Genomic DNA, 11,403 nt, shown 5'->3' on the forward strand with positions numbered 1-11,403 from the left:
ATAAAAAACCCAGGCACGAACCGCCCCGGGCCGCAGATTTCAACGTGGTCCGGGGCATCCGTCATTAAAGGAGTCCCATGAAGTACGTCAAGCTCGGGACCACCGGTTTGGATGTTTCAGCGCTCGCCCTCGGATGCATGAGCTATGGCGAGCCGGAGCGCGGAAACCACGCCTGGACGCTGACCGAGGCGACCAGTCGCCCCTTCATTCGGCAAGCCGTTGAGTCGGGCATCAACTTCTTCGACACCGCAAATGCTTACTCGGCCGGGTCGAGCGAGGAAATCCTCGGGCGCGCCCTCGCGGAGTATGCCAGCCGCGACGAGATCGTTGTGGCCACCAAGGTCTATTCGCCGGTCGGTGAAGGTCCCAACCAGCGCGGCCTGTCACGCAAGGCGGTGCTGCAGGAGATCGACAACAGCCTGCGTCGCCTCAACCTCGACTACGTGGACCTCTATATTGTGCACCGCTTCGACCCCTTCACTCCCCTCGAGGAGACGCTTGAAGCCCTGCACGACGTGGTGCGCTCGGGTAAGGCGCGCTACCTGGGCGCCTCCTCAATGTTTGCCTGGCAGTTTGCGAAAGCCCTGCGCCTGCAGTACGTCAACGGCTGGACGCCGTTCGTGTCAATGCAGAGCCAGTACAACCTGATCAGCCGAGAGGAGGAGCGTGAAATGTTCCCCCTCGCCGCCGACGCTGGCATCGGTCTCACCCCGTGGAGCCCCCTCGCGCGTGGAAAGCTGACCCGCGACTGGGACCAGACGACCGCCCGCACCGAAACGGATCTGATCAGCCAGGCCTTGTATGCCCAGGCAGAGGTCGGCGATCGCGCCGTTGCTTCCGTCGTCGCTGACATTGCGGCTGAACGCGGAGTACCGCGGGCTCAGGTAGCCCTGGCCTGGGTATCGGGTAACCCTGCTGTGACGGCGCCGATCGTTGGCGCCACGAAGCCGCAGCACCTCGACGATGCGATCGCCTCGCTCGATCTCCAGCTCAGCGCCGACGAGCGGGCGCGCCTTGAGGCATCGTACGTTCCACGTCTGCCCGAAGGGTTCTAAAGCATCAGCGACTGGACTCGAGCGCGGGGGCATCCGTCTGATCTGTGCGCCAGGAGGCCAGGATGCGCAGCGCGTCGCTTGAGGAGGACGCCGGCTGGGTGCTGTAGACGAAGAGTTGCTGGTCTGGTTCACCCGGAACCGGGAAGGTCTCGTAGTCCACGTCCACCCGGCCGACGATCGGGTGCTCGAAGCGCTTCACGCCGAACGTGCACTCCCACACGCGGTGCTGGCTCCACCAGGCGCGAAATTCGCCGCTCTTGACGGACAACTCACCGATCAGTTCGTTGAGGGCCCGGTCGTTGGGGTGGGACCGCGCGTCATGACGGAGCATAGCCGCCACATCGCACGCCACAATCTCCCAGTCCAGGTACAGCGTGCGCGCTGACGGGTCGAGGAATGTCCATCGGGCCATGCTGCGCCCCAGCCCCGAGTCCTTCGTGAAGTCCTTGAGCAGCAGCTTGGCGAGGTCGTTCATGGCCAGCACATCCATGCCAACGCCAAGCACGAATGCCGGCTGCGTGGTGAAAGAGTCCATGATGGTGCGCACCGACGTCCGCACTGTGTGGGTGCGCCGCCGCTGCTGGATGCGGCCGCCGGTCGAGGCGGATAACAGCGAGAACAGGTAGCTGCGCTCCGCCTCATTCAGGTGCAGCACCCCGGCGAGCGCGTTGACAACGGCATCGGATGCCTGCGTCACCCGGCCTTGTTCCATGCGCGCGTAGTAGTCAACGCTCACGCCGGCCAACCCGGCTACTTCGTCACGGCGCAGTCCGGGTACCCGCCGGGCGGACGCGTGAGGGTTTACCGGAACGCCGACGTCGGCTGGCGTGAGTCGGGCCCGGGCCGAGCGCAGAAAATCAGCAAGGGTATCTTTGTCGTCCATCCCTCCAGTATCTCAAACCGACGCACGTCGAAGTTGAGCTATAGCCCGACTGGTGACTTCGACTCGGTGCGCGGGGCGGCTGCTCATTCTCGAGGCGCAGTCGGGTGATCCGGTCCATGCCCACCGCCATGATCGCTCTCATCCCGGGCTGGGCAACCGGCGGCGCGCACTCTATCGACTCCCGACTCGCTCCCCTTCCACCGACAGGGAACGACGGCAGAAGCGCGGTTGCTGGATAGTTCCGGTACAGCGAGTACAGCTTCTGGTGGCAGAACGTGGCTATCGACCTGACGACAGACACCGGCTCGCTGGTATAGCCCGCAGGTCTCTGACCCCTAGCCCTGGGCTTCGATAGATAAAGCGTTCCATTTTTCCCAGGTGGCCAGTCGTGACGCGTAATCCGCCTTCGCCATTGCCAACGGGGCCGCCCCGAAGAAGATGCGCAGGGGCGGCTCGTCGGCGTCCACAATCTTCAATAGAACGGCTCCAGATGCGACCGGGTCGCCCGAAACACTCACGCGCGACTTGCGGGCGGTATCGGCGAGTTCCTTCACCCCGTCATAATCCGACAGCGCGTTCGCGTGAACTCCGGATGACCCGCCCCAGTCGGTCGAGAATCCGCCAGGCTCGATCAGGGTCACCTTGATGCCGAAAGGGGCGACCTCCTGCGCGAGGGATTGAGAGAATCCCTCCAGCGCCCATTTCGACGCCGCATAGAGGCCTGTTCCCATAAACGCGCTGATCCCAGCGATGGACGATACTTGCAGGATGTGGCCATTTTTCTGCGCCCGCATGTGGGGAAGGGCCGCCTGAGTAACCCAAAGGGCCCCGAAAAAGTTCGTCTCAATCTGGGCGCGAGCCTCGGCATCGCTGACCTCTTCGATCATGCCGAATAGTCCATAGCCCGCGTTATTGATCACGACGTCGAGACGCCCAAAATGTGCGTGAGCAGCATCGACTGCTGCGGTCGCCGCGGCGTGGTCCGTGACGTCAAGAGCCAGGGAAAGGATCAGGTCGCCGTATTTATCTGTGAGATCGGTGAGAGCATCGATGTCTCGGGCGGTTGCGGCTACCTTGTCACCTCGATCGAGCGCGGCAATTGCCCACTCCCGACCGAAACCACGGGACGTTCCGGTGATGAACCATACTTTTTCAGACATAACAAATTTCCATTTCTCGGGCGGATGAACCGGCCGGTGTCATCAACTGTATAATTGGTATTCGCGCAAGTCTGGGTTCTCCAGCGTCTGTCGGGTGTAAAGCTGCACAGTGTCTTCTGTTTCCACCACCTGATGGATCAGCGCCGGGTCGCCTTTCTTGCCTCCTCACGAACAAGAGAGCCAGACACATGAAAATGCAGGATCTGACCGCAAAAATCGCTGTTATCACGGGTGCCTCGAGCGGAATTGGAGCAGCCGCAGCGCGTCTTCTCGTCGAAGAGGGTGCACACGTCATCCTGGTCGCCCGGCGCGTGGAACGGTTGCAGGAGCTGGCCGCCGAACTCGGAGACTCCGCCACGGTTATGCAGCTCGATGTCGCGGATGCCGCCGCAGTCACATCAATGTTCGCCACGATCAAGAGCCGTTTCGGTGGGGTGGATCTGCTCTTCAACAACGCCGGCCTGGGCATCAATTCGCCATTTGAGAGCAGCGACCCCGCTGACTGGAAGTCAATGATCGATGCAAACCTGTATGGCGTGCTGAACTGCACCCAGGCGGCTATCCCCCTCATGCGCGGTCGGGCCGGCGCAATGATCTGCTCCGTTTCGAGCGTCGGTGGCCGCTACGGCGCAGCCACCTGGTCGGTCTACAGCGCGACGAAGTATGCCGTCGTCGGTTTTCACGATGCCCTGCGCAAAGAACTTGGCGAGGAGGGAATCCGCGTCTCAGTTCTCGAACCGGGCGCTGTTTGGACCGAGTTCGGCGAGAACGTCAGCGATGCGCTCCTGACCCGCCGCACCCAGCTGGAAGCGATGCAGTCCGAAGACGTAGCCCAGGCCCTCGTCTTCGCTTTTGCGCAGCCGGCCAATGTGCTCATCCAGGAGATTCTCATGCGCCCGGTCAAGCAGATCGCTCCCTGACCTGCCGCCGCTTGGCGGCCGGCACCGACCAGACCCGTCGCTGCCCACCACGGGCAGAGTCAATGTACGCCCGGCCTTTCGTCAGCTCTCGGGGAGAACCCGCACCTGGTCGCCGCAGCCGACAATCCCCGGGCGAATGACCTGGGCGTAGACGCCGAATGGAATGTCGCTTCCGCTCAGTCGGTAGCGGGCGAGGGTCTTCAGCAGGTTGGTGCCGGAAGCGCCGGTGTCGGGCTCCAGGTCGATGACCGCGCAGCGCGGGATACCGGCGCCCACGAGCAGGCGCGCTCTCCCCAGGTCCATTTCACGGCCAGCCCAGGAATCTTCCACGTGTGCAGCCGCGTCGCCCGTGTCAATTGTGAACGTCGCTCGAAACTGGCGAGCGTCAACGGTCGCGGCCGCCTCATCGGCGAGTCGACGAAGCGAACTCGTCGTCACGATGGTGATGGAGTCGCCATAGACCAGGCCTCCCGGGGCGTTGATCTGTGCCAAAGCCACATCCTTCCCGAGCAAACGAGAAAACGCCCGGGCCCACGGCCCGCCGACCACGTGCATGCAAACGGCGCGACCCCAATAGTCGAGTGTGAGATTCTGACCGTTCAACTCGGGTGTCGCGGCGACCTGCCGCCCGCCGAGGCCAACCGACAGCACGCCGTCATCCCATCGGGCTCTGCAGGTGAGCAGTAACGGATGCTCGACGGTCTTCAACACACGACCGTCTGCGAGGTCGACGACCGCGAACAGTCGGTCCCCGGCCGGGCCGTGTACTTCAAGCAGCACGTTTTCGCGCGTCGTGTGACGGCCGCCCTTAAGCACCGACAGGCCAATGTCGCGAATCTGCATAATAGTGATCACCCTATAGGCAGACCGCTCGCAGCCCGGGTCTCCCGGCACGAGGTCAAGAAGGTTAGACAGCTGCCAGCTTCTCTAGCGCACACCGCGAGCGCTGCGCGAGGTACAATGACCCTTGCGGCAGCGGAGCGCCGGTTACAATAACGGTCTGAATGCGGCCGGTCAGCGCAGGCGCCGGGCTCGCAGGACAACGTCGTGGGTGTGATGCGACCCGGCGCCGGTCGCTACATGGCGTGGCCGGGTCTCGTCGACCTTAATCTGCCAGCTGTCATCCAGCAGGGTAGCAACCTGGGCCGGGCCCACGTAGTCGTCGGCATGAAAACCGTGGGCCGCGGCCTCCTCCGCCGTCGGAGCGGGGTGATGCACGAAGAGCAGCACACCATTGGGGGCGACCGCTGCAAGCAGCGCGCGCTCGGCAACGTTCTCGTCGGTGCGCAACAGCGCTGGGTACTGCGCAGAGACGAGATCAAAGGACGCCTGCGGTAGTGCCGCCTCGACCAGGCCGGCGTGGAGCCAGTTCACCGTCACTCCGCGAACGTCGGCCTCAGCGGCCGCGCGGTCGAGCGCCACCCGCGACACGTCCAGCGCGGTGACGCGCCACCCGTGTTCCGCCAGATAGAGGGCATCCGCTCCCTCGCCGCACCCGACGTCCAGAGCGCGCCCGGCCGGTAAATCCTGCATCTCGGTCAGGAGTGTCCCGTTCGGATGCCCGCTCCACAGCTGTGCCATGTCGGCGTAGCGCGCGTTCCAGAACTCCTCCTCCGCGCCGGGATCGCGAGGGGCGCGACTAGCGGATGCCGCCTCCGCGTGGGCGTGATCGGGTGAAGTGTCGTTCGTGTGCTCCATGGTTCAGGCCTCCGACTTTGACGGGTGCACGACAAATTCTGATGTCCCCGGGGGCGATCATGACCAGGTACACATGACGCCCGCCGCAGTCGATTGCGGGTGCAAGTTACCACCCGAGTTGCCCTGCCCCCGCCGCTCGGCGCAGACTGGAGGCACCGGATCGCAACTGAGTCTTCCGCCTGTGGCTAAGGAGCTCACTATGACTGAACCGAACGATGCGCGCGTCGGCCTCTACATCGACTTCGACAACATCGTCATCTCGCGCTATCAGCAGCTGCACGGGCGCAATGCCTTTCAGCGCGACGGCATCCGTGATTTCAACAAGTCTTCAGCGGATGCCGACCCCGAGATCGCCGCACGGCTCGCCGCCGCGACCGTTGACTTCAACGCCATCATCGACTTTGCCGCATCTTTTGGCACCCTGGTCGTCAATCGTGCCTACGCCGACTGGTCGGTGCCGGTCAATGCCAGTTACCAGCGCCAGCTCATGTCTCGAGCGGTGGACCTGACGCAGCTGTTCACTACGACCACCCGCGGAACCAAGAACGGTGCCGACATCCGTTTGGCCGTCGACGTGGTCGAAGACCTCTTTCGACTGCCCGACCTGACCCACGTGATCATCATCGCCGGCGACTCCGATTACATCGCCCTCGCCCAGAAGTCGAAGCGGCTGGGTCGGTTTGTGGTGGGCATCGGCGTTGCGGGCTCGACGAGTACATCACTTGCGGCTGCGTGCGATGAGTTCGAGGACTACGACTCGCTGCCCGGAATCGGCAAAGCCACCGCGACAGCTGTGGAGAGGCCCAAGTCCAGCAGACGGGCGCCCGAACCCGCCGAAATTGCACCCGACCCGACCCCCATCGAGGCCCGCAAGTTCACCACGATTCCCATGTTCTCGCACACCGATGACGCACAATTCGACGAGCCCGAAGCCGAAGACATCGACCCGCAGACCCTGGCCACCGAGCTCCTCGTGCGTGCGCTGCAGATCGGTCACGCCAAGGGCGACGACGACGAATGGCTTAACACGGGCACCGTCAAGAACCAGATGCGCCGCATGGACCCGTCCTTCAACGAGAAGCCGCTCGGCTTTCGTTCCTTCACCGATTTTCTCTCGTCGCGCAGCGACCTGGCCGAGCTGAAAGAGGATGGCCCGCAGCGGCTGATCCGGCTGCGTCCCGACGCAGAAATTAGGCGCTAAGCCTAGTTCTCAGCGATCGTCAAGTTGGCACGCAAGGGCATCGACCGTCATTTGGGATTCGAGAGCCAGCCGAAATCTCTGGGCGGTCGCTTCCGGAGGGTCAACCGCAATGAGCACTGCGCTCGCACTCAATTTCATTCCATCAGATGGCGTGTTATTCTCTGAACCTATGTGAGGAGCGCTTTGAGTACAGCTATTTTTATTCCCGGTCCCGCCAACGCAACTCGTCTCGGTAAGTCGTTCACGAGAGTTGTCGTGCTCGCTGCGGTGGCACTCCTTGCCGTTTTTGGCTTGACGTTCGCTCCTTCCGGTTCGTCCGCATCAGCCGCGCAGACAATCACCCAGTGCAACAACGTTGCGAACACCGGCGGTTTGGGTCTGAATTGTGATGTCATCGTCGTTAATAATCTCGATGTCAGCACCGGAGTGGCCAGTTCAACGGTGACCGTCAAGGAATGTCACGCGGCTGCGAACACTGCTCCCACCTGCACAACCGCGACCACGTCGTACGACTCGCTCACCACATCGGTGAACCAGTGCAACGATGCAGCGAATGGCGGAGGGTCCAGCGTCGTCTGCAACGTGATGGTGACGAATAACGTGACCGGGTCGACATCCACTGACGTGACCGATGCGACGGTCAATCAATGCAACGGATCCGGTGCGGAAGGCACCGGGCCGACTTTGAATTGCGACCCGTTCCCCGCCAGCACCACCGGCGCCACCATAACGCAGTGCAACGGATCAACCAACGGCGGCGGCGCCTCCGACCGGGTCACCTGCACGGTGACTCCGTCCACGACCAGCGCGCTTCTGCCGGTGTCGATCAACCAGTGCAACGGCACGGCCAACGGCGGTGGATCCGTCGTCACCTGCGCCGCCTCGCTGACCAACATCACTCTCGCCTCGGCGACGACACCAACACCGATCGCGAAAAACACTTTGCACGATTCCAAGACCGACGGGTTCGTTCCCGCCACCGATGACGGCGGCTCGCCTCTCCTTCTCGGGGTCGGGGCACTGCTGCTGGCCGCGCTGGTAGCTGCAGCCATCGGTGCACGCCGCATCAGTGCCCGTCACTAAAAAAGCGCTGCTCGTCGGCGCGGGCGCGCTCGTTTGCGCGATGTCGGTCGGGTGGTTGTTTCTCCATCCGACCGGCTCGAAGTCGATGCCGACCTCCACTATCGCAGCGACGGCCACGCCGACGCCGAAGATTCACCGGGCGGTACCGGCGACGCCCGCTCCGCCCGCGGCGGTACCTGCGGCTGAGGTCACGATCACCGCTGCAGCGCCGCTGCGACTTCGAGTACCCTCCATCGCCCTCGATGGTGCCGTTTCGGAATACACGCAGGCCATGATCGACGCAAACGACGGCTTCGATCCGCCCGAACTCACCACCATCGCCTGGGACACGACCATTGCCGGCGGGACCGCCGGCACAGACTCGACCAACACCGTCTACCTGTATGGGCATTCTGCGGTCGAATCCGCAGTTTTCAATGACCTCAAGGACATGGCACCTGGTGCCGTCGCGAGCATTGACACGGCGAACGGCAGGCTGTGTTACGTCGAGCAGAAGGCGCTTCAGCTGAACAAATCGGAGTACAAGAACAACGACGAGCTCACCAACGCCATCCCCAACCGCCTGGTGCTCGTTAGCTGCTACCGCCCTGTTGACTACAATCCAAACGAGGCGACTGTGCAGAACATCGCTGTCGTCATGCAGTTGGACCAGGCGCAGACCAACGCTGGCTGTTAAACCCGGTCAGGTGGGGAACAAGCCGGCCGCCGACATCCGCTCATTGGGATGAGCGGTCGGGGCGGGCCGAGCGCGGGATCACGATCCATACCGCAATGACGGCTAAACGGGTTGCATCGCCGGCAATCAGGCCAGCTTGCAGCGTTGACGACCGCCGTCGACAGTGAGCTTGGGTCATGTCCCGATGCTACGCCGACCGGCAACGTGGCGACGGCATTAGCTGGTGTGGCGGCGGCGTGTTCATAGGCCCACTTAGAAAGCGGTAAGCTCTTACAGTTGTCTTCCGCAGGTTTTGCTCGTTGAAATCGCATTGTGGAAGCAGCGGGCTGTGGCGCAGCTTGGTAGCGCACTTGACTGGGGGTCAAGGGGTCGCAGGTTCGAATCCTGTCAGCCCGACAGAACGAAAAAGTCCTGGTAAATCGCAAGATTTGTCAGGACTTTTTGGTGTGCATTTGATTTGCCGATTGACTTGCCCATTTCTCGGGCGTGACGTAACACTGAGCCTCAATCCGACAGCCGCCACACTGAATCGCCCGGCGGCTGCCCTGCGCCAGAAAAATACACTGGCGAGAGACGACGGATGAGAGTACCCGAAACGATCGTCGTCAACAATATTTGTACGTTCGCCGGCCGGGGCGCGGTTGTGAAGTTGCCGGTCCTGCCTCATTGCGCGTGCCACGCCGCGCAGTGATCCGGTTCAGGTCCGCGAACTGATCGACCTGCTTCTCGGTATCAGCCCAGACCCGGGTAATGATCGCCCCGACGGCGCGCCACGCGATGCGCATCAACACAGTGATCGCCGTCTTGGAAGTCTGCGTGGCCAACCACGCGATCTGGTCGTCAAAGAACAGCGTGTGCCCGGTTTGATGCCGAGCCCACGGGACGGCAGTGACGGTGACGCCGTGCTCACCACAACTCACCCGCGGTGCCGCGGCTTCTAACTGGATTCGCACCAAGCCAGCGTCCAGCGACCGCCAGTGGCAGCGACCGTCACCAGCGTCGTAGAGGGGGCAGCGTTTTTGGCAGGACCCACAGCGGTTCCGCATCGAAGCCGTTGGTCGCACCGGCGCGACCAGAATGCCGGTGTCCACGTCGAGATTGACCGCTTCGACGATGGTCTTGTCGACTCCGAGAAGAGTTCGCCATAGTGTTGAGTTTTGCACGCCGTTTTCTCGTCCCTGTGTTTCTTGCCTTTGTCAGTTAGAAACCTAGACGGAGAGCGGCGTGCACTCGTTAAGGCGCTCGGAAACTACCCACGGTTACGTCAAGAGAGCCCAAATCTCTGGTGCTCTCTCCAGTCCAATTGGGGACCTGTACCTAGCCACGGACATGGCGATTCTAAAGAGCCGATTTAATCGCAGAGCCCCGTGTGCTCGCACGCACAAAGATGCCAGGCGCAAGCACGACGGTCCGATGCTTTTTGCGAGCTTAGAGCTCGTGTTTGCTCAAGTCGGCAGCAGAGAAATCGCACGTCGCAAGGAGTATCCCTACGTTTTTCGAGGTCCTTCCGCTCCAATATTGGGCATAACGATTCCGCCCCGATGCAGACCTCAAGCCCCGGTGGACTCGCGAACGACCAGTTCGGGCTGAAACACGATATGTTCGTGCTCAAACGTGTCGCCGACCTCGGCCTCGCGCAGCAGCAGGTCGACTGCGGTGTAGCCGATCAGCACGCTCGGCTGACGGATCGACGACAGCGGCACCACGGCCGCAGCGGCGAAAGCGATATCGTCGTAGCCGATCAGGGCAATATCGCGCGGCACGTGCAGCTCGCCGCGCATGTTGAGCGCCTGCAGCACACCGATGGCGAGCAGATCGTTGGCGGCAAAGATGGCATCGGGGCGGTCACCGGGTGCCCGCTCCAGCACCAGCTCGCCGGCGGCACGGCCGGCCAGCACCGAGAGGGCATCGGTTTCGATGACTTCCAGAGACACCGACGGATGTTTAGCAACGGCTTCCCGCGCACCCTCCAGCCGATCGACCACCTGCCGAATGCTGATTGGTCCGCCAACGAAAGCGATACGAGTCTTGCCGATGGACACCAGGTGATGCGCAGCGAGGCGCCCGCCCGCAACGTCGTCGACGGCGACGGAGGAAAAGCTACGGTCCTCCGTCTGGCGATCGACCAATACGGTCGGTGTACCGCGAGCGCGCAATCGGGTGAGTCGGTCGCCGACGTCACCAAGCGGTGAGATCAATACCCCGTGCACGCGCTGTTCCTCGAACAGGTCGAGGTAAGCGTCCTCACGGGCGAGACTGTCGTCGGTGTTGCCGAGTAGAACTGCGAGCCCCTCTTCGGCCGCTCGATCTTCGGCACCACGGGCGACATCGGTGAAGAATGGGTTCGCGACGTCGAGCACGATGAGCCCTAGGCTGCGGCTCCGACCGGCCCGCAACTGACGGGCGGCGTCGTTGCGAACGAAGCCGAGGTCGGCAATGGCAGCTTGAACTCGCGCGACCGTGCCCGGCGACACTTTTTCGGGTCGGTTCAACACGTTCGACACCGTACCCACCGATACGCCGGCGGCGGCGGCGACGTCGTTGACGCTGATCGATGCCACGCTGACTCCCTTTTCGCTGGGACGCCTCCGGCGGCCCAGCCCTCAGCCTATTGGCCATAGGCGCCCACAATGAATCGAATCAACACAGGTGGCCGGGTTTCATGTCAATTGGGAAACGATGATGGAAAGTGCTGTTGACGATCAGGTGGCCGCCACCCTAGTATTC

At 62.7% G+C, this 11,403-nt stretch carries 10 protein-coding genes, 1 tRNA gene and 1 pseudogene; 6 read left to right on the forward strand and 6 right to left on the reverse strand.

Features of this window, described 5'->3' with window-relative positions:
* Nucleotides 1-77 precede the first annotated feature (77 nt).
* The gene (locus E3T31_RS05375) at nucleotides 78-1,055 is read left to right on the forward strand and encodes an aldo/keto reductase (protein ID WP_134467818.1); all 978 of its coding nucleotides are present in this window, start codon (nucleotides 78-80) and stop codon (nucleotides 1,053-1,055) included.
* Between the two features lie 4 nt (nucleotides 1,056-1,059).
* Here E3T31_RS05375 and E3T31_RS05380 read toward each other — a convergent pair whose 3' ends face one another.
* Nucleotides 1,060-1,938, reverse strand: coding sequence for a helix-turn-helix transcriptional regulator (locus E3T31_RS05380; protein ID WP_134467819.1), 879 nt, complete (start codon nucleotides 1,936-1,938; stop codon nucleotides 1,060-1,062).
* 335 nt (nucleotides 1,939-2,273) lie between these two features.
* Nucleotides 2,274-3,098 (reverse strand): SDR family oxidoreductase, encoded by an 825-nt coding sequence (locus tag E3T31_RS05385; protein ID WP_134467820.1) that lies wholly within the window; start codon nucleotides 3,096-3,098, stop codon nucleotides 2,274-2,276.
* 188 nt (nucleotides 3,099-3,286) lie between these two features.
* Here E3T31_RS05385 and E3T31_RS05390 point away from each other — a divergent pair, with 188 nt between their 5' ends.
* Nucleotides 3,287-4,018 carry an SDR family oxidoreductase gene (locus E3T31_RS05390; protein WP_134467821.1) on the forward strand — a complete coding sequence of 244 codons (732 nt, stop codon included), beginning with the start codon at nucleotides 3,287-3,289 and terminating at the stop codon, nucleotides 4,016-4,018.
* Nucleotides 4,019-4,099: 81 nt separating this feature from the next.
* Here the strand turns inward: E3T31_RS05390 and E3T31_RS05395 are convergent, their stop codons facing one another.
* Both E3T31_RS05395 and E3T31_RS05400 read right to left on the reverse strand, forming a co-directional pair.
* Nucleotides 4,100-4,861, reverse strand: coding sequence for an MOSC domain-containing protein (locus E3T31_RS05395; protein WP_134467822.1), 762 nt, complete (start codon nucleotides 4,859-4,861; stop codon nucleotides 4,100-4,102).
* A gap of 171 nt (nucleotides 4,862-5,032) precedes the next feature.
* Nucleotides 5,033-5,716 carry a bifunctional 2-polyprenyl-6-hydroxyphenol methylase/3-demethylubiquinol 3-O-methyltransferase UbiG gene (locus E3T31_RS05400; protein ID WP_134467823.1) on the reverse strand — a complete coding sequence of 228 codons (684 nt, stop codon included), beginning with the start codon at nucleotides 5,714-5,716 and terminating at the stop codon, nucleotides 5,033-5,035.
* 199 nt (nucleotides 5,717-5,915) lie between these two features.
* Between E3T31_RS05400 and E3T31_RS05405 the strand changes: the two genes are divergently transcribed.
* The 4 genes from E3T31_RS05405 (at nucleotide 5,916) to E3T31_RS05420 (ending at nucleotide 9,072) form a co-directional block, all read left to right on the forward strand.
* On the forward strand, nucleotides 5,916-6,917 hold the full coding sequence (locus E3T31_RS05405) for an NYN domain-containing protein (RefSeq protein WP_134467824.1): 1,002 nt from the start codon (nucleotides 5,916-5,918) through the stop codon (nucleotides 6,915-6,917).
* Between the two features lie 183 nt (nucleotides 6,918-7,100).
* The gene (locus E3T31_RS05410; protein ID WP_134467825.1) at nucleotides 7,101-8,000 is read left to right on the forward strand and encodes a hypothetical protein; all 900 of its coding nucleotides are present in this window, start codon (nucleotides 7,101-7,103) and stop codon (nucleotides 7,998-8,000) included.
* 85 nt (nucleotides 8,001-8,085) lie between these two features.
* On the forward strand, nucleotides 8,086-8,676 hold the full coding sequence (locus tag E3T31_RS05415) for a class F sortase (RefSeq protein WP_206750307.1): 591 nt from the start codon (nucleotides 8,086-8,088) through the stop codon (nucleotides 8,674-8,676).
* Between the two features lie 322 nt (nucleotides 8,677-8,998).
* A tRNA-Pro gene (locus tag E3T31_RS05420) sits at nucleotides 8,999-9,072 on the forward strand.
* A 293-nt stretch (nucleotides 9,073-9,365) separates the two neighbouring features.
* Here E3T31_RS05420 and E3T31_RS05425 read toward each other — a convergent pair.
* Together E3T31_RS05425 and E3T31_RS05430 are read right to left on the reverse strand one after the other, a co-directional pair.
* A pseudogene (locus tag E3T31_RS05425) lies at nucleotides 9,366-9,839 on the reverse strand (helix-turn-helix domain-containing protein); the annotation flags it as partial.
* Nucleotides 9,840-10,226: 387 nt separating this feature from the next.
* On the reverse strand, nucleotides 10,227-11,237 hold the full coding sequence (locus E3T31_RS05430) for a LacI family DNA-binding transcriptional regulator (RefSeq protein WP_134467828.1): 1,011 nt from the start codon (nucleotides 11,235-11,237) through the stop codon (nucleotides 10,227-10,229).
* Nucleotides 11,238-11,403 lie beyond the last annotated feature (166 nt).

The sequence above is a fragment of the Cryobacterium sp. TMS1-13-1 genome, from assembly GCF_004403125.1.
Classification (GTDB): domain Bacteria; phylum Actinomycetota; class Actinomycetes; order Actinomycetales; family Microbacteriaceae; genus Cryobacterium; species Cryobacterium levicorallinum.